22 protein-coding genes and 1 pseudogene are annotated in these 24,553 nt (G+C 70.3%); 7 read left to right on the top strand and 16 right to left on the bottom strand.

Features of this window, described 5'->3' with window-relative positions; all coding sequences use genetic code 11:
* Positions 1 to 22: 22 nt before the first annotated feature.
* The 4 genes and pseudogenes from OG490_RS32345 to OG490_RS32330 all read right to left on the bottom strand — a co-directional run.
* Positions 23 to 2,632 carry a cation-translocating P-type ATPase gene (locus OG490_RS32345; RefSeq protein WP_330299811.1) on the bottom strand — a complete coding sequence of 870 codons (2,610 nt, stop codon included), beginning with the start codon at positions 2,630 to 2,632 and terminating at the stop codon, positions 23 to 25.
* Positions 2,632 to 3,489 carry a universal stress protein gene (locus OG490_RS32340; protein ID WP_330301151.1) on the bottom strand — a complete coding sequence of 286 codons (858 nt, stop codon included), beginning with the start codon at positions 3,487 to 3,489 and terminating at the stop codon, positions 2,632 to 2,634. Before OG490_RS32340 ends, OG490_RS32345 begins: the two co-directional genes overlap by 1 nt.
* 8 nt (positions 3,490 to 3,497) lie before the next feature.
* Positions 3,498 to 3,974: a universal stress protein gene (locus OG490_RS32335; RefSeq protein ID WP_330299810.1), complete on the bottom strand. Its 477-nt coding sequence runs from the start codon at positions 3,972 to 3,974 to the stop codon at positions 3,498 to 3,500.
* A gap of 67 nt (positions 3,975 to 4,041) precedes the next feature.
* Positions 4,042 to 4,401 (bottom strand): annotated as a pseudogene (locus OG490_RS32330) (universal stress protein); the annotation flags it as partial.
* Positions 4,402 to 4,686: 285 nt separating this feature from the next.
* Between OG490_RS32330 and OG490_RS32325 the strand changes: the two are divergent.
* Genes OG490_RS32325 through OG490_RS32315 form a run of 3 tightly spaced genes read left to right on the top strand, consistent with a single transcriptional unit; the run spans position 4,687 to position 6,670 of the window.
* Entirely contained in the window at positions 4,687 to 5,310 is a 624-nt protein-coding gene (locus OG490_RS32325; protein WP_330299809.1) for a CBS domain-containing protein, read from the top strand.
* 38 nt (positions 5,311 to 5,348) lie between these two features.
* Complete coding sequence (locus OG490_RS32320) at positions 5,349 to 6,221, top strand: universal stress protein (RefSeq protein ID WP_330299808.1); 873 nt, start codon at positions 5,349 to 5,351, stop codon at positions 6,219 to 6,221.
* A gap of 32 nt (positions 6,222 to 6,253) precedes the next feature.
* The gene (locus OG490_RS32315; protein ID WP_443065900.1) at positions 6,254 to 6,670 is read left to right on the top strand and encodes a universal stress protein; all 417 of its coding nucleotides are present in this window, start codon (positions 6,254 to 6,256) and stop codon (positions 6,668 to 6,670) included.
* Between the two features lie 24 nt (positions 6,671 to 6,694).
* On the opposite strand, the gene OG490_RS32310 is transcribed toward OG490_RS32315, so the two are convergent.
* The 7 genes from OG490_RS32310 to OG490_RS32280 all read right to left on the bottom strand — a co-directional run bounded on the left by OG490_RS32310 (position 6,695) and on the right by OG490_RS32280 (position 15,563).
* Positions 6,695 to 9,385 carry a cation-translocating P-type ATPase gene (locus tag OG490_RS32310; protein WP_330299807.1) on the bottom strand — a complete coding sequence of 897 codons (2,691 nt, stop codon included), beginning with the start codon at positions 9,383 to 9,385 and terminating at the stop codon, positions 6,695 to 6,697.
* A gap of 97 nt (positions 9,386 to 9,482) precedes the next feature.
* Positions 9,483 to 9,998: a flavodoxin domain-containing protein gene (locus OG490_RS32305; RefSeq protein ID WP_330299806.1), complete on the bottom strand. Its 516-nt coding sequence runs from the start codon at positions 9,996 to 9,998 to the stop codon at positions 9,483 to 9,485.
* Between the two features lie 157 nt (positions 9,999 to 10,155).
* Positions 10,156 to 12,555 carry a glycoside hydrolase family 65 protein gene (locus tag OG490_RS32300; protein WP_330299805.1) on the bottom strand — a complete coding sequence of 800 codons (2,400 nt, stop codon included), beginning with the start codon at positions 12,553 to 12,555 and terminating at the stop codon, positions 10,156 to 10,158.
* Positions 12,552 to 13,313, bottom strand: coding sequence for an HAD family hydrolase (locus OG490_RS32295; RefSeq protein WP_443065998.1), 762 nt, complete (start codon positions 13,311 to 13,313; stop codon positions 12,552 to 12,554). Before OG490_RS32295 ends, OG490_RS32300 begins: the two co-directional genes overlap by 4 nt.
* Positions 13,304 to 13,984, bottom strand: a complete 681-nt coding sequence (locus OG490_RS32290; protein WP_330299803.1) for a helix-turn-helix domain-containing protein — start codon at positions 13,982 to 13,984, stop codon at positions 13,304 to 13,306. Before OG490_RS32290 ends, OG490_RS32295 begins: the two co-directional genes overlap by 10 nt.
* Before the next feature lie 457 nt (positions 13,985 to 14,441).
* Positions 14,442 to 15,164, bottom strand: coding sequence for a VOC family protein (locus tag OG490_RS32285; protein ID WP_330299802.1), 723 nt, complete (start codon positions 15,162 to 15,164; stop codon positions 14,442 to 14,444).
* Positions 15,165 to 15,254: 90 nt separating this feature from the next.
* Entirely contained in the window at positions 15,255 to 15,563 is a 309-nt protein-coding gene (locus tag OG490_RS32280) for a hypothetical protein (RefSeq protein ID WP_330299801.1), read from the bottom strand.
* A gap of 105 nt (positions 15,564 to 15,668) precedes the next feature.
* Here OG490_RS32280 and OG490_RS32275 point away from each other — a divergent pair, with 105 nt between their 5' ends.
* Positions 15,669 to 16,241: a TetR/AcrR family transcriptional regulator gene (locus tag OG490_RS32275; RefSeq protein WP_330299800.1), complete on the top strand. Its 573-nt coding sequence runs from the start codon at positions 15,669 to 15,671 to the stop codon at positions 16,239 to 16,241.
* A 453-nt stretch (positions 16,242 to 16,694) separates the two neighbouring features.
* Here the strand turns inward: OG490_RS32275 and OG490_RS32270 are convergent, their stop codons facing one another.
* The 3 genes from OG490_RS32270 to OG490_RS32260 form a co-directional block, all read right to left on the bottom strand.
* On the bottom strand, positions 16,695 to 17,135 hold the full coding sequence (locus OG490_RS32270) for a DUF1003 domain-containing protein (protein WP_330299799.1): 441 nt from the start codon (positions 17,133 to 17,135) through the stop codon (positions 16,695 to 16,697).
* 388 nt (positions 17,136 to 17,523) lie between these two features.
* On the bottom strand, positions 17,524 to 18,258 hold the full coding sequence (locus OG490_RS32265) for a universal stress protein (RefSeq protein WP_330299798.1): 735 nt from the start codon (positions 18,256 to 18,258) through the stop codon (positions 17,524 to 17,526).
* A gap of 126 nt (positions 18,259 to 18,384) precedes the next feature.
* Positions 18,385 to 19,293, bottom strand: coding sequence for a universal stress protein (locus OG490_RS32260; RefSeq protein WP_330299797.1), 909 nt, complete (start codon positions 19,291 to 19,293; stop codon positions 18,385 to 18,387).
* Positions 19,294 to 19,561: 268 nt separating this feature from the next.
* On the opposite strand from OG490_RS32260, the gene OG490_RS32255 reads away from it, so the two are divergent.
* Positions 19,562 to 20,191 carry a CBS domain-containing protein gene (locus OG490_RS32255; protein ID WP_330299796.1) on the top strand — a complete coding sequence of 210 codons (630 nt, stop codon included), beginning with the start codon at positions 19,562 to 19,564 and terminating at the stop codon, positions 20,189 to 20,191.
* Positions 20,192 to 20,327: 136 nt separating this feature from the next.
* Here the strand turns inward: OG490_RS32255 and OG490_RS32250 are convergent, their stop codons facing one another.
* Complete coding sequence (locus OG490_RS32250) at positions 20,328 to 21,416, bottom strand: zinc-binding dehydrogenase (RefSeq protein WP_330299795.1); 1,089 nt, start codon at positions 21,414 to 21,416, stop codon at positions 20,328 to 20,330.
* A gap of 233 nt (positions 21,417 to 21,649) precedes the next feature.
* Here OG490_RS32250 and OG490_RS32245 point away from each other — a divergent pair, with 233 nt between their 5' ends.
* Together OG490_RS32245 and OG490_RS32240 are read left to right on the top strand one after the other, a co-directional pair.
* The gene (locus OG490_RS32245) at positions 21,650 to 22,321 is read left to right on the top strand and encodes a CBS domain-containing protein (protein ID WP_330299794.1); all 672 of its coding nucleotides are present in this window, start codon (positions 21,650 to 21,652) and stop codon (positions 22,319 to 22,321) included.
* A 169-nt stretch (positions 22,322 to 22,490) separates the two neighbouring features.
* Positions 22,491 to 23,057 (top strand): DUF5994 family protein, encoded by a 567-nt coding sequence (locus OG490_RS32240; protein ID WP_330299793.1) that lies wholly within the window; start codon positions 22,491 to 22,493, stop codon positions 23,055 to 23,057.
* A gap of 525 nt (positions 23,058 to 23,582) precedes the next feature.
* Here OG490_RS32240 and OG490_RS32235 read toward each other — a convergent pair.
* Positions 23,583 to 24,548, bottom strand: a complete 966-nt coding sequence (locus OG490_RS32235) for a pirin family protein (protein ID WP_330299792.1) — start codon at positions 24,546 to 24,548, stop codon at positions 23,583 to 23,585.
* Between the last annotated feature and the right edge of the window lie 5 nt (positions 24,549 to 24,553).

The following is a 24,553-nucleotide window of genomic DNA, read 5'->3' as shown; positions in this document are numbered from 1 at the left end:
CCGCCCCGCCGGCCTCTCGTCGTCACCGCACGAACGAAGCGGTCCTTGGCTGCGTGTGGAACGCGGACCGTACGAAGCGGGCCGCGGTGAATCCGATCAGGGCCGTGGCTGCTGCCAGTCCGATGCCGGTCGCGTCGAGCGGTTCGGTCTCCAGGATCGACCGGAGTGCGGGGAGGTAGAGCGCGGCTGCTGCGAGGAGCGCGGAGGCGAGGACTGCGACAGGGAGGAAGAGGTTCTCCCTGGTCATCAGGCGGGCTCGCAGACCCAGGACCACTCCGAGCTGGCCGGCGAGCAGGGCGAGGAAGAGCACGCTCTGCCAGGGCAGGTTCCAGGCGCGGGCGAGGAGAGCCGCTGCGAGACAAGAAGCGGTGACCACGGTGGCGAGCAGGAGCAGCCTCTGCCAGGCGCCGGCGCCGAGGATGTGTTGTCCGGGCGGGCGGGGAGGTCTGTTCATGGCGCCCGGTGAGACGGGTTCGGCGCCCATGGCGACTCCGGTGAGGCCGTGGGTGAGGAGGTTGATCCAGAGGATCTGTCCGGCCCGCAGGGGCAGGGGGAGGCCGATGAGGGGGCCGGTGAGCATGACGAGGATCTCGGCCGTTCCGCCGGCCAGGCCGTACACGAGGAAGCGCCGGATGTTGTCGTAGACGCGACGGCCTTCCTCGACCGCCGCGACGACGGTCGACAGTTCGTCGTTGGTGAGCACGAGGTCGGCGGCCTGCCGTGCGACCTCCGTGCCGCGCGCGCCCATGGCGACGCCGATGTCGGCCTGGCGCAGGGCGGGCCCGTCGTTGACGCCGTCGCCGGTCATCGCGGTGACGGCGCCGTGGGAGCGCCAGGCTTCGACGATGTCCAGCTTCTGCTGCGGAGTCGTCCGCGCGAATACGCGGACGGTAGTGAGGTCCGCGACCCGGCCGGCGGCGAGGTCCGCACCCGTGACCACCTTCTCGTGCGAGCTGTCTGCGGACAGCAGGCCGACCTCGCTTGCCACGGCGCGCGCGGTGGCGGGGTGGTCTCCGGTGATGAGGATGGGGGTGATGCCCGCGGCCCGGCAGGCGGCGATCGTGGCCGCGGCCTCCGTTTTGGGCGGGTCACTGATGGCGACCAGGCCGAGCAGGTGGAGGCCGGACTCGGCGTCGGCGGGGTGGTCGGGGACTTCGTCCCGCATACCGGAAGCGACGGCCAGGACGCGGAAGCCTCGGGCAGCGAGTAGCGCGGCCTGCTGTTCCGCTGTGTGGAGCAGGTCCCTGGGGTCGGCCAGGACTGCGGGGTCGAGGATCGCTTCGGGCGCGCCCTTCAGGCACACGAGCACCCGGCCCTCGGGCGTGGTGTGCAGGGTGGTCATGCGTTTGCGCAGGCTGTCGAAGGGGGCTTCGTCCGCACGCGGGTGGTTTTCGTGGAGGTCGGCCTGATCGGCACAGCCCGCCTTGGCCGCGGCCGTCAGGAGGGCCGCCTCGGTGGGATCGCCCATGGGGGTCCAGCGGTCGTCGGGCGCGGCGGGTCCCGTCGGCGGGCGGATCGAGGCATCGTTGCAGAGCGCCGCCGTGGTCAGCAGTTCGCGTAGCGGATCCCATTCCACCGGCGTCGGGCGCCGGCCGGCGATCAGGACGTCGCCTTGCGGCTCGTAGCCGACGCCGGAGAGCTCGGCCGTGGCATGGGGCATCCAGACCTGCTGGACCACCATGCGACCTTCGGTGAGGGTGCCGGTCTTGTCCGTGGCCAGGACCGATACGGAACCGAGCGTCTCCACAGCGGGCAGACGGCGTACGAGCGCGTGCCGCGTGGCCATGCGGCGGGCACCGAGGGCAAGGGCGAGGGTGACGACGGCGGGCAGCGATTCCGGTACCGCGGCGACCGCCAGGCTGATGGCGGTCACCGCCATGATCCCGACGGGCAGGCCTTGCAGGAGGCCCAGTACGAAGACGACCAGGCACAGTCCGAGGGTGGCGGCGGCCAGGATCCGTCCGAGGGAGGCGAGGCGGTGCTGCAGCGGGGTCGGCTCCCGTCCGCCGTCGAGGAGGGCGGCGATACGGCCGAGTGCGCTGGCCGCACCGGTCGCCGCAACGGTGGCCACGCCCCTCCCCCGTACGACGACGGTTCCGGCGCTCAAGGTCGTACCCGGATCCTTGTCCACCGCGACGGACTCGCCGGTGAGCATGGACTCGTCGACGAGGAGGGCCGATGCCTCGGTGAGTTCGGCGTCGGCGGCGACGATGTCGCCCTCGCCGAGGAGGAGCACGTCCCCGGGTACGACGTCGGTGGCCGGGACTTCGCGTGGCGTGCCCTCCCTCAGTACGCGTGCTCCAGGGGCCGACATGGCCGAGAGGGCGGCCACCGCGTTGTCGGCGCGGATCTCCTGGGCCACGCCGACGGTGGTGTTGAAGAGGATCACCAGGCCGATGACGACGGAGTCGGCGTGGTCGCCGATGGCGATCGTGAGCAGGACCGCGCCGATCAGGACCATGACCAGGGGGTCTCGGAGCTGGGCCAGGACCCGCACGTAGAGAGGTGTGGCCGGCTGGGCGGCGATTTCGTTGCGGCCGTGTTCGACGAGGCGGCGCCCGGCCTCCCGTTCGGTGAGGCCGCTGGGTTTCAGCGGGGTGGCGGGTGCTTGGCTGGCCGCGGGCGCGGACATCAGGTCCCTTGCGCGAGGGGGACGGTGATGACCGGGCAGTGTGCCCGGTGCAGCAGTCCGTGGACGACGGAGCCGAGCCTCATGCCGGTGTAGCCCCCGTTTCCGCGGCGGCCCAGGACCAGGGCCAGGGCGTGTTCGGCCGCCTTCGCCAGCTCCTCGACCGGGTGGCCTGCCAGCACTTCGTGGGTGAGCGAGACGTCCGGGTATTTCTCCGACCAGCCGGCGACGGTCTCGGACAGCATGCGGCGCTGCGCCTGGAGGCCTTCGTTCCTGTCCTGGAACGAGAGCAGGGGCTGGTGCCACACCGAGATGGCCCGCAGCATGCATCCGCGTACGCTCGCTTCCTCGAAGGCCACGGCCAGCGCCGCCTTCGACGACTCGCTGCCGTCGACCGCGACGACCATGTACGGCGACAGTTGACTGACGTGCTCCGCATCGCCGACGACCACGATCGGACAGTGCGCCTGCGCGACGACGGGCACCACCAGCGAACCTGCACTGAGGAACTCCTCGGTGCGGCTGAGGTGTCGCGAACCGAGCACCAGCATGGGGGCGTTCAGGGAAAGCCGGCCGAGGACGGGGGCCGGAAGCCCGTCGAGCAGGTGGGTGGACGGCTCGAGATCCGGGTGCCGCGAGCGCGTCCACACGGCGGCCGCTTCGAGGGTTTCCGCTCCGGTCCGGCGCAGGTCGATGCGGTGCGTGCTCCCATCGGCGTGCTGGGTGTTGTGTTGCGGTGGCACCACCAGTGCGAGATCCAGGCCGAGCGCCCGGCGGTGCGCCTCGTCGGCGGCCCACGCCAGGGCCATGTGCCAGTCCCTGACCGGGTCGATTCCGACGACGATCTCACGACCTGTCATGTTCTCCATTACGACTCGCTCCCCTGATCGTTGCCGTGCCGCGGGATGAGCAGCACGGGACACCGCGCGTGGTGCAGGAGGCTGTGGGCCACGTGCCCCAGCGTGCGGCCGATGTAGCCCGGCGAGCGCCTCCCGCCGACGACCAGCAGGTCCGCGTCCTGCGAGGCCTCGGCCAGTACACCGGCCACCGAGAAGCTCTTCTCCAGGTCGGCGTGCACGGTCAGGTCCGGGAACTCCTCGCGGATCAGGGCGGCCATGGCCGTCAGGCGCTCCGCGTGCCGGCCGCTGATCTCCTCGACGTCGTCGAGCATGCTCACGACGTTGCCCACGGAGTGCAGCAGGTTCCATACGTGCAGCAGCCGCAGCGACGCCTTGCGCAGCCCGGCTTCGCACGCCGCGTACCGGACGCAGTCGAGGTCGTGTTCGTCGTGGACTCCGGCCAGCACGCTGCCCGTCTCGACCCGCGGGTCCGTACCCCGCAACACGACGAGGGGGGGTGGTGGCGCTCGCGGCGGCCTTGAGTCCGACGGAGCCGAGCATCAGCGAGGTGAACCCGCCGAGACCACGGTGGCCGACGACGATCGTGCCGTGGACGCCGGCGGCCCGGTGGAGGCTCAGTACGGGTGCGTTGCGGCTGAACTCCGTGGTGACGGACAGATCGGGATGGAGTTCCGCTACGGCCGCGGCGGTGTCATCGAGCAGTTCGCGGCCCGCCGTGCGGACCCGTTCGATGGTTTCCACCGATGCGTAGACGGCTCTGCTGTCCGTGTCGGCGGCGTGGACGATGTGCAGGGTGCTCCCCCGCCGTGCTGCTTCGGCCGCGGCCCACAGGGCTGCCCCGCGTGCGGGGTCCGACCCGTCGACGCCGACGATGACCGACCCGAGTTCCGGACCGGCAGTGATGCCTTCCATGGTTTCTCCTGATCGAGGGCCATCGTGCTTGCCCTCTCACGCTGACATCGCGGGCGCGTGGCCGGCGAGGGCCATAGGGGCCAGGGCAAGGGCCGACTGGCCCCTCCCCGGCTCCCCTCCCCGGCTCCCGGAATCGGCGTACGCCCCCGTGGACGGACCCGGTCGGCCCTCGTACAGGACCGTTCGGCCCTCGATAGGGATGCCGGCGGGGCGGATGGTGGCTGGTACGGGTGGTGCACACCAGCCCTCTGCGCCCCTGCATGACGACGTACGGGAGGTCCGCTCGTGAAGTACACCCAGGTCGGCGAGGTGATGACGGCAGATGTCGTCTCGGTGGACCGTTCGACGACGTTCCGGGGAATCGCCAAGCTCCTCGCCGACTACGACATCACCGGACTGCCCGTCGTGGACGAGGACGACCGGGTGGTCGGCGTCGTCTCCGAGAGCGATCTGCTCGCCCGCAAGGCCCTGACGGCCGCGGACATCATGACGGCTCCCGCTGTCACGGTCCGCGCGCAGGAAGGCGTCTCGGAGGCCGGGCAGCTCATGACGCGCCTGGGTCTGCAACGCCTTCCGGTCACCGACGAGGAAGAACGCCTCGTCGGCATCGTCACCCGGCGTGACCTCCTGCGCGTCTTCCTGCGTCCCGATGCCGAGATACGGCGGCACGTGAGCGAGGACGTGCTGTCGGACAGCATCGGGGCGCCCACCGGGGCGGTGGACGTCCACGTCCTGGACGGTGTCGTGACCCTCGCGGGCCGGCTGGAACGGCAGAGCCAGATCCTCCTCGCCCTGCGCCTCACCGCACGACTGGACGGTGTCGTCGCCGTGGTCGACGAACTCACCGCCCGCACGGACGACTCCCGTCTGATCCCGCCCGAGCGCGGAGCGCAACCCATCACCTGGTGACCGCGGAACACTCCGCGCTGCCTGAGGAGGCCACCGTCATGAACCACCACGTAACCGTCGGCGTCGACGGCACCCCCCAGAGCCTCTCCGCAGCCCGCTGGGCAGCCCGCGAGGCCATGCTCCGGCAGGCCCCCCTACGGATCGTCCACGCCGCGGACTGGTCTTCCGGCACGCTGATACCCGAACTGGATCCCGGGACGCGCGACCGCTGGGCCGACGAGGTCCTGGGCTCCGCCACCGACGAGCTGAAGCGGGCGTATCCCCATCTGGAGATCTCCACCCGTCGCCTCTCGGGCAGGCCTTCCACGGCTCTGGCGGCCGAGGCCGAGAGCGCCGGCCTCCTGGTGCTCGGCTCCCGCGGGCTGGGCAGTGCGGTGGGCTTCATGGTCGGCTCCGTGAGCCTGTCCACCCTCACCGCCACCGACACACCCGTCGTCCTCGTACGGGCGGAGGAGGACGGCCGGGAGAACGCGGCCCGCACCCCCTACGGCGAGATCGTCGTGGGCGTCGACATCCACCAGGCCTGCGACAGGGTCCTGGCCTTCGCCTTCGAGGAAGCCGCGCGCCGCGACTGCGCGTTGCGGGCGGTGCACGGCTGGAAGCTCCCTCCCGCGTCCGGCTACTCTCCCGTCCTCAATCCCTCGATCGCCCGCGAGGTCGACCGCACCGTCGCCCAGATGCTCGACGACATGCTCATGCCGTGGCGGCTGAAGTTCCCGGACGTGCGGCTCGAGGAGGAGACGTTCATCGGATCGGCGGGACGCGAGCTCGTCCAGGCCACCACGGGCGCGGACCTCGTCGTCATCGGACGCCGCATCCGCCGCTCCCCCATGGGCACCCACCTCGGCCCGATCGCCCACGCCGTCCTCCACCACACGGCCGCGCCGGTGGCCGTACTCGCCCACGACTGACCACCCACGCGGCCGGCTCTTCCGACCTGCTGGTGCTGGGTTCCCGAGGGCTCGGCAGCATCGCCGGATTCATCCTCGGGTCCATCGGCGCCGGGACCATCGCCGCGGCCGACCGGCCGGTCGTCCTCGTCCGGGCACCGCTCGACGGGGCAACGCCCGCCGAAGGTTCCGGAACCGACGGCCCGATCGTGACGGGAATCGGTCGCGCCATCGCGACGGCCGTGGACGAAATGATCCGCCCCTGGTGCGAGAAGTACCCCTCGGTGACCGTCAGCCCCGAAGTGCGCATCGGGCAGTCCGCGATCCAGCTCGTGGACGCCTCCGAAGGTGCCGCGCTCGTCGTCGGCAGGCGCATCCGACGCTCCGCCTACGGCACCCGCATCGGGGCGATCACCCACGCGGTCCTGCACCACGCCACCTCGCCCGTCGCCGTCATTGCCCACGAGTGAACGCACCGGTGTCCCCTGCTCGGGTCAGGTTTGCGCGGGCTTGCGGGTGCGTCGCCTCAGGCGGCGCAGCTCGTCGGTGCCCCACACCAGGGCGGGGAAGACCGCGATGAGGGCGACCACGTCGAGGGGCAGGGCGGCGGTGGCGAAGAGGCCTTGCAGGGGCGGCACGTAGACGAGGGCCGCCGTGAAGACGAGTTCGAAGGCGATGCCGGCCAGGAGCAGCGGGTTGGTGAAGAACCCGATGGAGCGCAGTGACGCGTGGTCGGTGCGGGCGGCGACCGCCGTGCCGACCTGGCAGGTGACGATGCCGGCGAAGGTGGCGGTCGTCGCGGTGACGTAGGCGTGGTGCAGTGGGGTTCCCGGGCCGGTGGGGTCCCCGGGGGTCCAGCCGGCCCGCCACAGCACGTAGAAGAACGCGGTCATGACCAGGGCGGCGGAGACGGTGCCGAGGTAGCCCCAGCTGCGGATGAGCATGTCCTTGGAGATGACGCCCTGAGAGCTCGGCCTGGGTGGCCGGCTCATGCTGCCCGGCTCCGCTCGTTCGCGGCCCAGGGCGAGCGCTGGGAGGGTCTCGGTTCCGAGGTCGATGGCCAGGATCTGCAGGACGGTGAGGGGAAGCGGGACGGAGCCGCCCGAGAGGGCGAAGACCAGGAAGGGGATCACCTCGGGGGTGAGGTGGGCGAAGATGTAGACGATGAACTTCCGTACGTTGTCATAGACTTGGCGGCCGGATTCGATCGCGGTGACGATGGTGGCGAAGTTGTCGTCGGTCAGCACCATGGTGGACGCCTCGCGGGCGACGTCGGTGCCGGAGAGCCCCATCGCCACGCCGATGTGGGCGCGGTGCAGTGCCGGGGCATCGTTGACGCCGTCGCCGGTCATCGCGACGATCAGCCCGTGGGCCCGTAGGGCGTCCGCCACCTTCAGCTTCGTCTCCGGCGAGGAGCGGGCGAAGACCACCTCGGCGTCGCCGTCCGCGAGGAGGCGGTCGAGGTCGTGGTCGCCGATCGACTCGGACTCCGCGACCACGATGAGGCGGGGTTCCCCGATACCTACCTCGCGGGCCACGGCGGCGGCGGTTGCTCCGTTGTCACCGGTCACGATGTGTACGAGGAGTCCTGCTTCGTGGCAGCGCCGTACCGCGGCGGCGACCTCGGGCCGCGGGGGATCGTAGAGGCCCACGAGGCCCAGCAGGGTCAGCTCCGTCTCCGCGTCCTCGCGGCGGGTCGCCGAAGCGGCGCCGCCCAGTTCGCGGGTGGCGACGGCGAGTACGCGCATGCCCCGCCCGGAGAGTTCTTCCGCCGCGGCGTGCGCCGCGGCGTTCTGGGCGGCGTCCAGGGTGCGGGCCAGGACGGATTCCGGGGCTCCTTTGACGATCAGTCGCATGCCGCCGTCCGCCGGATCCCGCTGGACGACGGACATCAGACGCAGGCGGGGGTCGAAGCGGAAGACGGTGTGGCGGCCCGTGTCGCGAGCGCCGAGGTCGAGCGGGGCACCTCGATCGGCGGCGCCGGCCACGAGCGCGATCTCCGTGGGGTCGCCGTGGAGTTCACCGTCTGCGTCCCTGGTGACGGTGGTGCACAGGGCAGCGGCAGCTGTGAGTCGTACGGCCTCGGGGCCGGGGTTCGCGCCGCCGGCGGGTGTCCAGGTGCTCTGGAGCCGCATCCTGTTCTGGGTGAGGGTGCCGGTCTTGTCGGTGCAGATGACGTTGGTGGATCCCAGGGTCTCCACGGCGCTGAGCCGCTTGATGACCGCCCCTTGGCGTGCCAGGAGGCGCACTCCGACGGCGAGGGCGAGCGTGATGGTCGGCAGCAGCCCTTCGGGCACGTTGGCGACGAGCAGCCCGATGGCGAACATCAACGCGTCCGTCAGCGGCAGGCCCACGGCGACGCCCAGGACCAGGAACAGCGCGCCCATCGCGACCGCGACGGCGGCGATGAGCCATGCGACCTTCTTGACCTGCTGCTCCAACGGGCTCGGGTCCCGTCGCGTGCGCTGACTGAGAGCGGCGATGCGCCCGAGTTCAGTGTGGTCACCGGTGGCGAAGACCATCGCCCGGGCCTGGCCGGCGGTGCAGGTCGTGCCGCTGAAGACGAGGTTGGGTTCATGCAGGAGCGTGGACCCCGCGGTACCCGGCCCGGCGATGCGCTGGGCCGGGGTGGACTCCCCCGTCAGCATGGACAGGTCGACTTCGAGTCCACCGTCGACGAGTCGGACGTCGGCGGGCACTTTGTCGCCCTCGTCGAGGGTGATGATGTCGCCCGGCACCAGGGTGCGGGCCTCCGTCTGCCGGGACTTGCCGTCACGGATCACCATGGCGTGTTCGGGGAGGTACTTAGCGAGGGTTTCCACCGCCTGCTCGGCCTGGCGCTCCTGGAGCAGGGCGAAGGCGGCGTTGACGAGGACGATGGCGACGATCGCGATTCCGAGCACGCGGATGTCGGCGACGAACGCCATGGCCGCGGCGGCCCACAGCAACAAGGCGAGCGGGTGCACCAGTTGACGTACCAGCTCGCGTCCCAGGGAGGTGTGGCCCTTGCGCCGGACCTCGTTGGGCCCGTAGACCGCGAGCCGGCGTTCCGCCTCCCGCGTGGACAGCCCGTCCGCTCCCGTGTCGAGCTCCCGGCGCAGCAACGGCAGCGGTTCGCTCGGATCGCGCGGTGTGGGCGGCACTCCTCCCTGAGGAGGGAGATGGCCGGTGAGCGCCTCAGTCATCGTCGACTCCTGATTGAGTGGGCAGTCGGCCGGACCAGCCGGGTTCCACGCGCTGCCAGTCCCGTCCCATGGCGGGTCTCCGGCACCGGGAGTCTTCTCATGGAGCGGGTGAGGCGGCAGCGGTGAGTTCGGCGCCGATGTGGTGCGCCCAGGCCTGGATGCGCTCGGGGTTGCGGAAGTCTCCGCCCTTGCCCTGGCGTACGAGGGTGCGGGCGAGCAGGCCGGGCGTACCCTCCGTGAGGCTGCCGCCGAAGGTGATGTGGTCGCGGGCGCCGAGCTGCCGCATCTGCCGGGCGACCGCCCGTACCGGCGGGATGTCGTTGCGTTCGGCGGAGGAGTCGACCGGTCCGCTGCTGAACAGCCAGACGGGACGGTGCTTCAGGTACCGGGCGTTGCGCTTCGCGCAGCGCCGGGCCCGGCCGTTCCACCGCCCCGCGTACAGGGAGCCGCCCAGCACCACCCCGTCGTAGCCGCGGACGTCCGTGACTTCGCCGGCCGGGACCACCCAAACGTCGATGCCGTCCTCGCGCAGCGCCGTTCCGATCTGCTCCGCGATCCCGGCGGTCGCACCGTGCTTGCTTCCGTAGGCGACCAGAACCTGTTTCGCACTCATGCGCTTCCTCCTTCGGTCGTTCCTGCGAGCCCGTACGCGATACGTCTTGGCGCTTCCTCCACTGTCCACTTGGGAACGCCCGGCCCGTAGGGCCCACCGGGGGCCGGGTAGGGGCCGTTCGGCCCTCTCGGGGCCGGGTCCCGGCCATGAGGGCGGCCTAGTCCCCGGGAAGCCGGAACCAGTGCTCGTCTCCGGCCGCCACCACGACGGCCTGTTCCCCGGGGAGCATGAGGGCCAGGGGACCCTGGCAGGATTCCGGCACGGTGACGCCGAACCTGCCGGGGAGCAGTCGGACGCGGACCCCGCGGTGTCCGCGATGGCAGAGCGTGAAGGAGACGGGCTCCATCTCCCGTAGGGGGACGGGATCGATGTACAGGCCTTCGGGGCCGGTCTCCAGACCCGTGATGCCGCGCTCCGCGAGGTCGAGGGTGCCGGCCATGGCGCCCAGGTGGATACCCTCGCCGGTGGTCCCGCCCTGGATGTCCGTGACGTCGCCGAGGAGTGCCTCCTGGCAGTACTTCCAGGCGTCCGGGTCCTTCTGGCGGGCCAGTACCCAGCCGTGGACGAGGCTGCTGAGCGTCGATCCGTGGCTGGTGCGCGGCAGGTAGTAGGCGACGGTCTCCCGCCACACCGCGTCGTCGAGCCGGTAGCCGAGCCGGGCGAAGAGGCCGTACAGCTCGGCGGGCCGGAAGAGGTGGCCGAGCATGATCACGTCGGCCTGTTTCGACGCCTGGTAGCGGTTGACCGTGTCCCCTTCGGCTTCCAGGATCCGGTCGAGCCGGCGGACGTCGCCGTAGCGGGCGCGGTAGGCCGCCCAGTCCAGCTCGGCCAGGTCTCCGTATCCCTCGAACTGGCTGATGACGCCCCGGTGGAACGGGACGTACAGGCGGCGGGACACCTCTTCCCAGCGCTCCAGCGCGCCGCGGTCCAGCGCGAGCCGCTCGGTCAGTTCCGTCCGTCGCGCGGGGGGCAGTTCGTCGAGCAGTTCGAGCCCCTGGTGGATCACCCAGGCGGCCATCACGTTGGTGTAGGCGTTGTCGTCGATGCCGGGTTCGGTGACATCCGGATAAGCGTCGTGGTATTCGTCCGGGCCCAGCACACCGCGGATGCGGTAGCGCTTTCGTCCGGGGTCGTATGCGGCGGCTCCGGCCCAGAAGGCCGCTATCTCCAGGAGGAGTTCGGCGCCGGGGCCGTGCAGGAAGCCGGTGTCCCCGGTGGCCCGCCCGTACCGGCAGACGTTCAGGGCTATCGCGGAGCCGACGTGGCGCTGCAGGTGCGAGTGGTCGGGCAGCCAGCGGCCCGAACGCGGGTTGAGGTGCAGGGCCTGGCTCTCCTCCTGTCCCGAACTTCCGCTCTGCCAGGGGAACATCGCCCCGCTCTGACCGGCTTGCCGAGCAGCATCGCGGGCGGCCGGGAGACGTCGGTGGCGGTACATGAGCAGGGCCCGCGCGACCTCGGGGAAGTGCAGGGTGATGTAGGGCAGGACGAAGAGTTCGTCCCAGAAGACGTGGCCCCGGTAGGCCTCGCCGTGCAGCCCCCGCGCGGGGACGCCCACGTCCAGCTCGGCCGTGTGCGGGGAGAGCGTCTGCAGCACGTGGAAGACATGGAGGCGCAGGATCCGGCCCGTCTCTCCCGCGACGGTCAACTCCCCTTGCTCCCAGAGCCGTTCCCAGGCCGAGTGCTGTGACGTGAGCAGGTCCGGGAATCCGGGGGCGCGCGAAGCGTGTTCGATCGCGCGTGACAGGAGATCGCCGGTCGGCCTGTCGAGGGAGGTGTACAGGGCCGCGGTCTTCACCACCACTGCGGAGCGCCTGGGGGCCACGGGCAGTCGAAACGTCTGCACCGTCCCGGCCGCGGCGTGGCTCCTCATGGTGGGCGTGCGGGGTCGGGTGACCGTCCTTACGGCGAGGGCGATTTCGGTGCGGGAGGAGGTGGTGCGGCAGGCGATCCATGCGACGCCGTGCGGTGCGAAGCCCGTCCGGTGATCCGTGAGGTGGTGGCCGTCGAGCCCGCTGTAGCGTTCCACTCCCGTGTTGGCCACGTCGCCGTCGAGCCCTGATTCCACTTCGACCTGGCCGCTCCAGCCGTACGCGTGGAAGGTGGTCCGCTGGGCCGCGAGGTAGGGGTCCCCCATGTGCACGACGCGGACGTGGGTGACGGCCAGGCGGCCGCCGTGGCCGTTCCGGAAGAGCATGTGCCGGGTGAGCGTTCCCCGGCGCAGGTCGAGCACCACCTTGTGGTGCAGCAGGCCGGGGTCGTCGGGAGTCAGCCAGTCGCCCGGGAGTCCGTCGTCGGCGATGCAGCGGTACCGCAGCTCCGTCCAGTTGGGCAGGTTGACCATGTCCTCGCTGTCGACCTGCCGTCCGGCCACGTGAGAGGTGAGCCGGTTGTAGCAGCCGGCGGCGTAGGTGGCGGGATAGTGCACGGGGCCCGCAGGGGTCTCGGGGGCCGCACCGCGCGTGGCGAACCTGCCGTTGCCCAGTGTGCACAGGGCTTCGACGAGCCGCTCCGTCTTGGGGTCGTAGGCGCCGTACTCCCACGTCCACGAGGCGGTCACGGTCCGGCCCCGCAGACAGTGTCGGCGACGGCGTGGAGTTCGGCGGTGACCAGGTCCGCCCCGTGTTCCCGGAGTGTCCGCGCGGTGTCGGGGTCCTTCGTCCTGTCGAGGCCGATGACGAGGCCGAAGTGGCCGCGCCGGCCTGCTTCGACACCCGCGAGGGCGTCTTCCACCACCGCGCAGCGGGCGGGGTCCGTCCCGAGCCGTACGGCCGCTTCGAGGAACAGAGCGGGGTCCGGCTTGCCCGCCAGACCCAGTTCGGCGGCGTCCGTGCCGTCCACCACCGCGTCGAAGTAGTCCAGGAGGGAGGCTGATCCGAGAAGGGGCCGGGCGTGTCGGGAGGCCGATACGGCAGCGCAGTGCACGCCGTGCGCCCTCAGCCGGGCGAGCGCCGGAGCGACGTCGGCGAAGGCCTCGACGGCCCCGGACCGCAGCGTGCCTACGAACGCCGCCTCCTTGCGCGCGGCGACCGCCCAGACCGTGCCGTCCCCCGGAGCACTGTCGGGGCTGCCGGTCGGCAGGTCGATGCCACGGGAGTTCAGGAAGGAACTCGCCCCGTCCAGCCGGGGCTTGCCGTCGACCCACTGGCGGTACTCACGGTCCGCGTCGAAGGGCGGCTGCCTCCCGTTCCCGGACGCGGCCCATGCGTCCAGACAGCTGTCGAAGGCGGTTTTCCAGGCTGCGGCGTGCAGCCGGGCCGAGTCGAGCAGCACTCCGTCGGTGTCGAAGACAACGGCACGCGGGGTGCTCACCCGGATCCCACACGTCGGCCTGTGATCCGGGTCGGGGCCACGGTCATCCAGTGCGTGCGGGGTCCGCCGGCCCAGGGGAGCGAGCGGGCGACGGAGTACAGGTGGCTGACCCGCTCCCCGTCCGTGACGCCGGACAGTTCACCGACGGCCATGATGCTCCAGCCTTCGCGCATCGCGTCGTCGATGTGGTCCACCTCGAAGGCGACCTCGGTCCCGGCTGCCTCGGCGAGCCGCGAGTCGGCCGCCGTACGGAACGCGATCTCGTCTCCTGCGACGACATAGTTGACGGGGAAGACGGCAAGTCCTTCCATGCCGGAGAACCCGACTCGGCCGATGCCGTGGGTGGAGAGCAGACGGTGGCACTCGGCCTCGCTCAGCACCGTCGACGCGGAACCGCGCATCGAGGTCCCCATGCCTGGAGGACTGTCCGTCGTTCTCCCGGTCAGCTCGGCAACGGTGGTCTCCAGGCCGTCCGCGAGACCTACGAGCATGCCCATGCTGGGCGCCGCCGCCCGCTCCTCCACGTAGGCGATGTACGACGCCGCGGCCCCACAGCGCTCCCCGAGTTCCTCACGCGTGATTCCCAGCTCTTCGCGGCGGGCCGTCACGCGGCGCCCGAGGTCACCCCGAGCAGCCGGAACCTTGATCGAGGACGCATCTGCCGTGGTCTCTCCCATGATCGTCACACCCTTGCGGTTCGTATTCGGTACAGGAACTTGGCGACGCACTGGGCGTCACCCTCAGGCTGTACCCGCCGCCGGTGCACGCACAGGGCCGGACGGTCCCCTACCAGGGCCGGTCGGACCCATACCGCCTTCTCCTCAGGGCGTGACGGGCGGTGGAGTCGGCTTCCCCCGCCGAAGGAGGCGTCGGGCGCAGAGCCGGGGTCATCACACAATGGCGCCTCGGAGAGAATCCTCAGGCTGCACGCGACCTGAGCCGGGAGTGACGCCGATGATGTCGCCGCGGGCGACCATCTCGGCGGCTGCGGGGTCTTCAAGGGCCTGCCGCTGGGCGGCGTCGCCACCGACCGTTCCAGGCCTCCTCAGGGACCTTCCCCCCTCAGCACGCCGATCGTTGAGTAACAACTTGGTGCGCGATTGCCTGGGGCAACGCGTTCGGACGGAGTCGGAGCTATCGGGTGTGCCGGGTCAGGCCGAACAGAGCGCCGGTGGGATCGCGCAAGACCATGTCTCCGTTGGGGTCCTGACGGACTTCGGTCGCACCGAGCTGTCGGGCCTGCTTGGCGTCGACATCGGGGCTGTTGCTGGCGAAACTGACCAGCCACAGTGATCGCTGCGCCGTTGGCCTGCCTGGCGGCGGGCCGGTGGCGGCGGTGGAGTCGTCCGGCAACCGGAACTCGGTGTGCTCGGGGTTGGAGCTCCAGTGCAGGGCTGGTCGGTAGAAGGCGGAGGCATGCTCGGGGTGGTCGGTGAGAAGGCTGATGCCGGCGAAGGTGCCCGGTTCGTGAGTCAGCTGCATGCCGTGGTGAGTGCCGGGCTGCCAGAGTGACAGTGGTGCGCCGACGGGGTCGAGGGCGACGGCGGCATGGCCGAGCATCCCGACCCGGGCGGGTGCCACGATGATCTGGGCGCCCAGGCTCGTAAGGCGGGCGGTGGTGGCTTGGATGTCCGACACGGTGACGTTGATCGTCCAGTAGGGTGCGCCGGGGTCCTCGGCCGGTCCCAAGGCGGCGACGAGTCGTCCGCGCAGTGTGCAGAGCCTGTAGCCGTTGGGGTCCGGTGGGGCGACGGTCCAACCGAACAGCGCGTTGTAGAACGCCGTCGTCGTCTCCATGTCGGGGGTGCCGAGGTCGATCCAGCTCACGCTGTTCTCGGGGTGCCGCGTGATGTTCATCGAGATGCCTTTCCGTTGGGGCCGCCTCGCCCCGGCGGCGGCGCGGGGCGAGGCGGTGTCCAGCACTGACGTCGGCGGCGGCCTGCGGTGTCAGGTGTAGTAGGGCGAGTCCAGGTCGATGCTGGCGTCTTTGACGATGTCGCCGTCGAACAGTCGTGTCGTTGCCGGGGCTCCGGCCCGGCGGGCTTCTTCGGCGAAGGGGCCCTGAGCGAAGGCCAGGGCGTTCTCGGCGCTGTCGAACTCGTAGAAGCCGCCGATGGTGTGGGTGCCGATCCCGGACAGCCAGGTCTTGCGGATCAGACCCGGCGCGGTCTTCAGTGCCGCGTTGACCTGGTGCCAGTCGAACTGCTCGAACGGCACTGCCGCCTGGATCTCGGTGTAGAGAAACGTCTTGCCCATCACGAACCTCCGGTTTCGGGGCCTGCTCGGCCCACGCTAGTAGTACGTGCGTCCTAGTAATCCGAGCATGGAGTAGGATGGCCGTACTAGTCAAGGGGGGTTGCAATGGCCACGGACACGAAGTCCCGCATGATCAGCGCGGCGATCGGGCTGCTGCAACGCCACGGCCTGGCCGCGATGTCCTTCACTGACGTCCTGGCCGAGAGCGGTGCCGCGCGCGGGGCGATCTATCACCATTTCCCCGGCGGCAAACAGCAACTCGCGCTCGAAGCCGCCAGCCGCAACGCGGAGGACGTCCGCGGTCACCTGCACGCACTGCCGGCGCACACGCCACGCGAAGTCGTGGAGGCGTTCCTCGGCAACGTCCGCCCCGTGGTGCAGGCGTCCGCTGGGGGCGGCGGCTGCGCAATCGCGGCGGTCACCGTCGACGGCGGTGCGGCCATTGCCGACCAGGGCAGCCTGCGCACTGTCGCCGCCGAAGCGTTCACTGGCTGGGCCGGCGAGCTCACCGGAAAACTCACCCAGGCCGGAATGGGCTCATCCCAGGCCGCCGATCTGGCCACCCTCATGATCGTCACGCTCGAGGGCACCCACATCCTGTGCCGCGCTGCGGGCAGCATCGCGCCTTTCGACAGAGCCGCCACGGCCCTGCTCTCCGCTCTCCCGAGCTCAGGTTGACCCGGTGTCAAAGCAGAACAATGTGCCGCACCGTAACGATCATGCTTCCGCTATGACATGAACAGAGCCGCGCGGGTTGGGTGCTGTTGTGACGCAACACCTTGGCCGCACGGCCTTGTCCCGTCATATTTTCACCGGCCTCCAGCGCCGTCGACTCGGTTCGCTGATCGCAGAGTTGGCCCAGGTGTGGATGGCCGCCGAGGAGAGCCGACTGCACGAGCGTCGAGGCCGCAGTCGGTTGCGTGCGGCCGGTGCGGGACCGAATCACCACACCCTATTCGTACCAAGGCCGTTAGCCTTCCCGCCTGCTGATCCCATCGGGGTGGAGGCTGCTCACAGCGCGCGAACTGAGCTGGAATGCGGTCGTGGCCAAGTCCGGGGAAGCCTGGTCTGCTGACCGAGGCCGCTCCAACTCTGACCGGGGCCATCGTGCGTGCTGTGCTGTGACCCCCTTCACCGTGCCGAAGACCCGCCGTCACTGTCCGCTTCGGGAACCAGCCGGCTGTGGAGTTCCGTGGTCATCGCGTGGATGGCACGGGTCAGTTCCGTATTGGTCTTGAGTTCCATCTCCTGCTCGACGAAGTCGTGGTCGGCCTTCTCCTGCTGGAACGCCGTCTGCCGGTTCTGGCCGATCATCACGAAGGTCGACAGGAAGATCGCCTCCAAGGAGACGACGAGGGTCAGCATCGGCCAGGGATTGGCCTCCACGAACAGCATCCAGAGGGCGAAGCCGATCGCGTGGAGATAGACGAACGGCATGGAGCCGGCGAACTTCGTGATCGCGTCGGCGACCCGCAGCTGGACATCGGCCGCCCGGTTCGTACGGTGCGCGACGACGACGGGATGATGCCGCGCCTCGACTTCGGCCTCGGCCTCGGCCGGGGTTCCCTTCACCTGCCTGCCTCCTCGGGACGAGCACCCTGGCGCGGTCCTGTGCCCGCATCGTCTCAACCGGCCGCCGTTCCCGGCGTACCGCCAGGGCCATGCCCTGGCGGCGGCGACACGACCCGGTATTGACCCGACTGCCCACACTCCACGCCCGGCCGTTGCCGCAGAAGGGGCCGACCGGCCCCCATGCAAGGGCCGGTCCTGCCCTTCCCGCCCCCGGCCCCGTCCCCGTGGGAGCACGGTTCAGGCATCGGCTCAACCTGCGCATGCTTCGGCCTGCGGTTTGAAGGAGCGCTCATGACGACCACGTACCGGACAGGGTGACGGGCATGAGGGGTCGAGCCGTGGCGAATCCGGTCAGGCTGTTGCCCACGAGCGGGGGCTGGGGGCCCGTTCACCTGCTGGGGACGGTGATAACAGGGCATTGCGCACGGTGGAGCAGCCCGTGGACGACCGATCCGAGCCGGATGCCCGTGTAGCCGCCCCTGCCCCGCCGGCCCACGACCAGGGCCAAGGCGTGCTCAGCAGCCTCGGCGAGGCACTCCACCGGGTGACCGGTGAGCACCTCGTGGGTCAGCTTGACGTCCGGGTACTCATGCGCCCAGCCGGCGGCCGTCTCGGTCAGCATGCGGCGCTGGGCCCCCACAGCCGCCGTCTCGTTCTGGAAGGAGAAGACGGGTGGCTGCCACACCGAGATCGCGTGCAGCTCACAGCCCCGGAGGCCGGCCTCCTGGAAGGCCAAGGCCATGGCCGCCTTCGACGATTCGCTGCCGTCGACTCCGACCACGAGATGGGGCGGGCCCTTGGGGATGCCCTCGGAGCCTCCCACCACGACGACCGGGCAGTGTGCCTGCGCCGCGACGGGTAGCACGACGGAGCAGCCGCTGAAGATCTCCTCGGGCCGGGTCAGGTGCCGCGAACCGAGGACGACCATGCGCGCATGTCGGGACGTCCCGCAGAGCACCGGTGCCGGGTATCCGTCGCGCAGGGCGGTTGCCAGTTCCGTCCCGGGGTGGCGCTCGCGCGCCCAGACCGCGGCCTCTTCGAGGGCCTCCGAGCTGGCCTGGCGTACGGCATTGTGCTGCGCGGTGTCGTCGACCATGTGCTCGGTGTCGTGGGGCGACGGCACGGCCAGGACGAGACGGAGGCGTACATTGGCGGCGGTGTGCCTCGTCGGCTGCCCAGGCGAGGGGCAGGAGCCATCTTCCGGTGGGGTCGATCCCCACCGCGATGTCCCGTCCTTCCGCGATGTCCGTCATGACGCGTCGCTCCCCTGCTCCTCGTCGTGCCGCGGAATGAGCTCCACGGGGCAGTGCGAGTGGTGGAGGAGACTGTGCGCGGTACGTCCCAGGGTGGGTCCGAAGTATCCGGGCGACCGGCGTCCTCCCATGACGAGCAGGTCCGCATGGCGTGAGGCCTCGACCAGGACCGAAGCCACCGACACGCTCTTCTCGGCATCGGTGTTCACCGTCAACGCGGGAAACTCCTCGCGTACTCGGTCGGCGACGGACTTCAGACTCCGGACATGACGGCCGGCGAACTCGTCGACGTCATCGAGCATGGTGACGGCGGTTCCGGCGTACTGGAGTATGTTCCAGACGGTCAGCAGCCGCAGCGTCGCCTTGCGCAGCTCTGCTTCGCGGGCGGCGCGTCGTGCGCATTCGAGGTCGTACTCGTCCCGGACCGCGGCCAGCACCACCCCGCTCTCGGCAAGGTCCTCGCCGCCGCGCACCACGATGACAGGGGTCGTAGCCGCTGCCACGACCCTCAGACCGACCGACCCGAGCCGCAGGGCCTCGAACCCACCCAGACCGCGGTGACCGACCACGGTGGTGCCGTACTTCGCCCCCACCCGGTGCAGACCGAAGACGGGGTCCCGGCGACTGTACTCCGTGGTGACGTGGAGGGCCGGGAACCGCTCCGAGACCGCAGCGGCCGTGACCTCCAACAGATCTCGTCCCTCCGCGTGGACGCGTTCGATGATCTCCGCCGAGAGGTAGAAGATCCGGTCGGCGGTGTCGGCCGCGTAGAAGAGGTGAAGCGTGCTGTTGCGTCGGGAGGCCTCGGCGGCGGCCCAGAAGGCCGCTGTCAGGGCGGTGCTCGATCCGTCGACACCGACGACGACCGAGCCGAGGTCCGGAGGGTGTTGGGTGGAGCCTTCCATGGCTTCCTCCTCTGTCGGACAGCGTCGGGGGTGCCTTTCACACTGCCACCCGCGGCCGCGCGAGGAATGGGCCGCAAGGGTCAGTCATGGGACCGAAGGTCCCTTGCCCGCCACGCACCGCCTCACCGGCCGTGTACCGCAGGGGACCGGTCAGACCTGACAGAGGACCGTTCGGCCCCTCGCACCGCGGGCGCACGGGGCGGATGGTGGCTGGTGAGGGCGCTCCGCAAGATGCTCTCGCTGATCGAAGCCGACAGGAGGGCCACAGATGAAGCACGCCAAGGTCGGTTTCCTGATGACCGACGAGGTCGTCTCGGTCCTCGGGAGGACACCGTCCGCGGACGTGGCCGCGCTGCTCGTCGAACACGACATCAGCGGCGTGCCGGTTGTGGACGCCGACGAGCGCGTCCTCGGAGTCGTTTCGCGTACTGACCTGCTCGCCCAAGACCACCTCACCGCGCAGGACTTGATGACCTCGCCGGCCGTCACGGTCCACGCCGAACAGAGCGTCACCGAGGCCGCCCGCCTCATCACCCGACGCGGCGTGACGCGGCTGCCGGTGATCGACGACGAGGACCGCCTGGTCGGCATCGTGACCCGCCGGGACCTGCTGCGCGTGTTCCTCCGCCCGGACCACGAGATACGCCGGGTGCTGGTCGAGGAAGTACTGGCGGACACGATGAGCATCGGCGCCGACGCTGTGAGCGTGCGCGTCGTGGACGGGGTCGTCACCCTGGCCGGCCGGCTGCCCAAGAGCAGTCAGATCCCCGTCGCGCTCCGGCTCACCGGACAGTTGGACGGTGTGGTCGCGGTCGTCGACCGGCTCACGGCCCACTCCGACGACACCCGCACCCGCACGGCTCCACTGGACCGCGGTACCGAGGACGCACCCCCCTGATCCAAATGTGGACCGTTCGGCTCCGCACTTGACAGTCCCCCCGTGGAGTGTCCGCGGGGCAGGGCCAACGCGGACAGACCCGGGGGGCCGACCGGCCCCACCCCACCGACGCCGGCGACGTGACGCAGCGGGGCCGTCATGCCTTCTGAACCCGGGACGGGTTCGATACGGCCAGGTCGTCGTGGCGCGGACCGCCCAGCACGACCTTCAGCGCGCCCGTCTCACCGGCGCGGGAGAACACCTCGTACGCCTCCTCCATCTGTCCCAGCCCGAAACGATGGCTGATCAGCGACGAGGTGGGCAGGCGTCCGGCCGCCAGCATGCGCAGCAGCATCGGCGTGGAGGAGGTGTCCACGAGCCCGGTGGTGATGGTGACGTCCTTGATCCACAGGTCTTCGAGGTGCAGGGTCGCCGGCTTGCCGTGGACGCCGATATTCGCGACCTGGCCGCCGGGGCGGACCATACGGGTGCACATCTCGAAGGTCTCGGGCACCCCGACGGCCTCCATGACGACGTCCGCGCCGAGACCGTCGGTCAGGTCGCCCACGAGCATTTCCGGTTCCTCGGCGGCGTTCACGACCGCGTCCGCCCCCAGTTCCCGAGCCTTCGCCAGCCTGGACGGCGATAGGTCGACGGCGATGACGCGGGCCGGTGAGTAGAGCCGTGCCGTGGCGATGGCCGCGAGTCCTACGGGGCCGGCGCCGACCACGACGACGGTGTCCCCGGGCCGCACGTTCCCGTTCAGCACTCCCACCTCGTAGGAGGTGGGGAAGATGTCCGCCAGCAGGACGGCGTCGGCGCTGTCGACCGTGCTCGGCAGCACGTGCACGGAGAGATCGGCGAACGGCACGCGGACGTACTCGGCCTGGGGTCCGTCGATCGTGTGGCCGAGTACCCAGCCGCCGCCCCCAAGGCACTGCCCGTAGCGGCTCTCACGGCAGAACCGGCACCGGCCGCACGAGGAGATGCAGGACACCAGCACCCGGTCACCGGGCCGCACCGAGCGGACATCACCGCCGCACTCCACCACCGTGCCCACGGCCTCGTGACCGAGCACCCGGCCGGGAACCACGTCCGGCAGGTCACCCTTCACGATGTGCAGGTCCGTACCGCAGATGGTCACGACGTCGACGCGCACGATCACGTCGCCCGGGTCCTTGATGCTCGGGTCCGGCACGTCCTGCCATGCGGTGCGCCCCGGCTCCTGGAAGACGAGTGCCTTCATGGCGCCACCTCTCTCTGTGTCTTCCGTGCTTCTGCAAAGGTCACCTCATGCTGTCGCCGCCGCTCGGGTCCCGGACAGGGCCGGACGGTCCCTCACCGGGGCCTGACAGGCCCGTCCGGCCCTTGCCGTGGAGGTGTGATGGTGGAAAAAGCGGCGTCTCCTCCGCCGGAGGACGGACGCCGATCTCCAGGACAGCCCGGAGAAACTCCCGCCTTCTCATCGAGGACCACGCCATGAACTCCAGTCCGCATCTCGTCCGCGACGTGATGACGAGAGTCGTCGTCAGCGTCACGCCCCTCGCCGAGTTCAAGGAGATCGTCGCCGTCATGAGCCAGTGGCAGGTGACGGCAGTACCGGTCACCGAAGGCGAGGGCGAGGGCAGGGTCATCGGTGTGGTCTCCGAAGCCGATCTGCTTCCGAAGGAGGCGTTCCGCGATCACGACACCGGGCTCATCGAGCAGATGCAGCGGCTCGGTGACACGCTGAAGGCCGGATCGACCCTGGCCAAGGACCTGATGACGACCCCCGCCGTCACCGTTCCGCCCGATACCACCCTCTCCCAGGCGGCCCGGCTCATGGCGGAACGGCACATCAAACGACTGCTGGTCGTCAACCCTGCCGGCATCCTTCAGGGCATCGTCAGCCGCACCGACCTCCTCAAGGTGTTCCTCCGACCGGACAGTGAACTCGCGGACGAGATACGGCGCGAGGTGGTCGGCCGACTGTTCCCGCTCGCACAGCACAGGGTGCGGGTCGACGTCCGCCACGGCGTGGTCACCCTCTCCGGCGGCATCCTCGACGCATCGCTCATTCCGGTGGCAGCACGCCTCGCACTCGCTGTGGAGGGCGTGGTCGACGTCAACTGCGCCCTGACCACGTCGGCCGCGCAGACGGCCGGAGCATGAACCTCCACCTCAACCGAAATACCTGGTCAGAACCCCTTTTGATCTCCGCACCGGAGTACGGTGGAGGTACCGGGAGTATTTCGCGCACCGGATGCAACTCAGGTGTCATTTCCGGCGATCAATACGCCGGGCCGTCGAACTGCGGGCGGCCCGGGGACAGGTCTCCACGATGACCGTCGCCCTGGAACACACCATGCTCCCCGCACCTCCTCGCCCCCCTCGTCTCGTGCTCACGCCGAAGACCCCTCTCGGCGGCCAGCTGGACGGCGCCTGGTGGCCCCGCTCCCGTGACCTCGCAGCCGAACTCCCCCTCCTCGTCGCCGCCTTGGACGAGACCTGGGGGCGCATCACACGCGTCACCGTGAACCCCGACCGCTGGCCCGTCATCCCGCACACGGTTGCCGTGGATGGGCGCACCCTGCACGTGGGCTGGTTCACCGAACAGGACCCCGACAAGCTGATCCTGCTCTCCTGCACCGCCGGCCGCTGGGACCTCCTCGTCGTCCCACCCCACACCGCACCGGCCGCCGCGGCCCGCCTCATGGCGGCCGCCGCCGCCCCCGGCAGCGTCCTGACCGCCGGCGCACTGATCGCCGCCGAAACCGTCATCGGCAGACGGCCCGATGTCCGGAACCGAGAGGACGCCTGGGAGAGCGAAGGCGGAGCGTGCATGTCCCCCATGGGGTTCACTGTCAGGCAACCGGTCGGCCCGCTGTCCGCAGGCGCCTGGTGGTGAGCCCGTGGACGCCCTCGTCCGCAGGCATATTGCCGTAGGCGGCATGAAGTGAGGAAAGGACCTGCTGGCGGCGATGACGGAGTTCTGTCTCCCGTGCATGGATCTCCGCATGGCCAACTACGTGGATCCCTGGCGATGAAGAATGGGGCGGGAAGTTCGTCGGTGGCCCAACGGACCAACAGCGCAAGTGGGTCATGGAGCAGATCGACAAGCTCCTCGACGCCGAGATCTACGTGCATCGCCTCGTGAGGGCAGCCAGTCACGCCGGGTCGCACAAGTCGCCATCGCCCCCACGACCGAGGTAGCGGGGCGCCATCAGACCTGACGAACTGTCAACAAAGTCGGCGTTGGGTCAGCATTGGTCCTGGCGAAGCTGACCCCAGCTGGTCACACCTGGGAAACGTCGAGGGCGCGTAGAGGGCCTTCCGGAGCCCCCGTCGCTTACCCCGCCGGAAGGATCTCCGCACGGGATGCGGCCTCTCCTCGGCCGATCCCGGCTGGCCACCTACTTTAAAAAACTGCAGGTCAGCGCACCCGCCCACGTGCCTTCAGCGGCCCCGGCGGGAGCTGCGGAGCGGGGATCGGGGGGCCGTCGTAACCCTTGACCTCGCCGTAGCGGGTGCCCTCCATCCAGTCCTTGCGGGCCTGGACGATGTCTTCGTTGCTGCGCCCGATCCAGTTCCAGAACATGACCAGCTCCTCCTCGAAGGGCTCGCCGCCGAGGAGCATCAGGCCGGCGTCGGAGAGTGCGCGCAGGGGGAGGTCCGTGCGGCCGCAGCCGAGGTAGAGCATCGAGCCGGGGAGGAGGCGCACGCCGTCGACGTCGGCCTCGCCCGACATCGACAGGACCGCGTACTCGAAGTCCGGGTCCAGCGGGAGGCGGGTTTCGGTGCCCGCCGCCAGGGCCAGGTCGGCGCCGACGATCGGGGAGTACGTGGATCCGGGCGAGGTGGCGGTGTCCAGGGTGCCCAGGATGACGGTCGCCGTCAGGCCGGGGGCGGTGACCTGCGGGAGGTCCGCGTGGTGCTGGAAGTGCGGGGCCACGTCGCGGTGGGCGTCCGGCAGGGCCACCCACAGCTGCGCGCCGTGCAGGAAGCGGGCGTGCCGGCGCGGGCTCTCCTCGGAGTGGCTGATTCCGTGGCCGGAGGTCATCAGGCCGAGTTCGCGGGGGCGGATGGTCGCCAGGCTGCCGACGCTGTCGCGGTGCAGTACCTCGCCCTCGTGGAGCCAGCTGACGGTCTGGAGGCCCGAGTGGGGGTGGGGGGCCACCGCCATGCCGGGCTCTTCGGCGATGTCGTCCGGGCCGTAGTGGTCGACGAAGCACCAGGCGCCCACCATGCGGCGGCCCAGGTTCGGCAGGAGCCGGCGGACCTCGGTGGATCCACCGAGCTTGACGGTGCGCGGGCTCAGGAGTTCGCGCACGGGCTCGGCCACGACGAAGCCGCGGCCGCCGCAGGTGGAGAGAGCGGGCTGGCGATCGAGATTGCTCATGGGGC

This window comes from Streptomyces sp. NBC_00503 (assembly GCF_036346895.1).
Taxonomy (GTDB): domain Bacteria; phylum Actinomycetota; class Actinomycetes; order Streptomycetales; family Streptomycetaceae; genus Streptomyces.
The sequence above is the reverse complement of the archived record's forward strand: the minus strand, read 5'-3'. Positions and strand labels throughout refer to the sequence as shown.

Bases quoted from the DNA above. Each gene is read 5' to 3' on its own strand.
- OG490_RS32345 (WP_330299811.1), bottom strand. From the start codon at position 2,632: ATGTCCGCGCCCGCGGCCAGCCAAGCACCCGCCACCCCGCTGAAACCC.
- OG490_RS32340 (WP_330301151.1), bottom strand. From the start codon at position 3,489: ATGACAGGTCGTGAGATCGTCGTCGGAATCGACCCGGTCAGGGACTGG.
- OG490_RS32320 (WP_330299808.1), top strand. From the start codon at position 5,349: ATGAACCACCACGTAACCGTCGGCGTCGACGGCACCCCCCAGAGCCTC.
- OG490_RS32310 (WP_330299807.1), bottom strand. From the start codon at position 9,385: ATGACTGAGGCGCTCACCGGCCATCTCCCTCCTCAGGGAGGAGTGCCG.
- OG490_RS32305 (WP_330299806.1), bottom strand. From the start codon at position 9,998: ATGAGTGCGAAACAGGTTCTGGTCGCCTACGGAAGCAAGCACGGTGCG.
- OG490_RS32290 (WP_330299803.1), bottom strand. From the start codon at position 13,984: ATGGGAGAGACCACGGCAGATGCGTCCTCGATCAAGGTTCCGGCTGCT.
- OG490_RS32285 (WP_330299802.1), bottom strand. From the start codon at position 15,164: ATGAACATCACGCGGCACCCCGAGAACAGCGTGAGCTGGATCGACCTC.
- OG490_RS32280 (WP_330299801.1), bottom strand. From the start codon at position 15,563: ATGGGCAAGACGTTTCTCTACACCGAGATCCAGGCGGCAGTGCCGTTC.
- OG490_RS32275 (WP_330299800.1), top strand. From the start codon at position 15,669: ATGGCCACGGACACGAAGTCCCGCATGATCAGCGCGGCGATCGGGCTG.
- OG490_RS32260 (WP_330299797.1), bottom strand. From the start codon at position 19,293: ATGGAAGGCTCCACCCAACACCCTCCGGACCTCGGCTCGGTCGTCGTC.
- OG490_RS32255 (WP_330299796.1), top strand. From the start codon at position 19,562: ATGAAGCACGCCAAGGTCGGTTTCCTGATGACCGACGAGGTCGTCTCG.
- OG490_RS32250 (WP_330299795.1), bottom strand. From the start codon at position 21,416: ATGAAGGCACTCGTCTTCCAGGAGCCGGGGCGCACCGCATGGCAGGAC.
- OG490_RS32245 (WP_330299794.1), top strand. From the start codon at position 21,650: ATGAACTCCAGTCCGCATCTCGTCCGCGACGTGATGACGAGAGTCGTC.
- OG490_RS32240 (WP_330299793.1), top strand. From the start codon at position 22,491: ATGACCGTCGCCCTGGAACACACCATGCTCCCCGCACCTCCTCGCCCC.
- OG490_RS32235 (WP_330299792.1), bottom strand. From the start codon at position 24,548: ATGAGCAATCTCGATCGCCAGCCCGCTCTCTCCACCTGCGGCGGCCGC.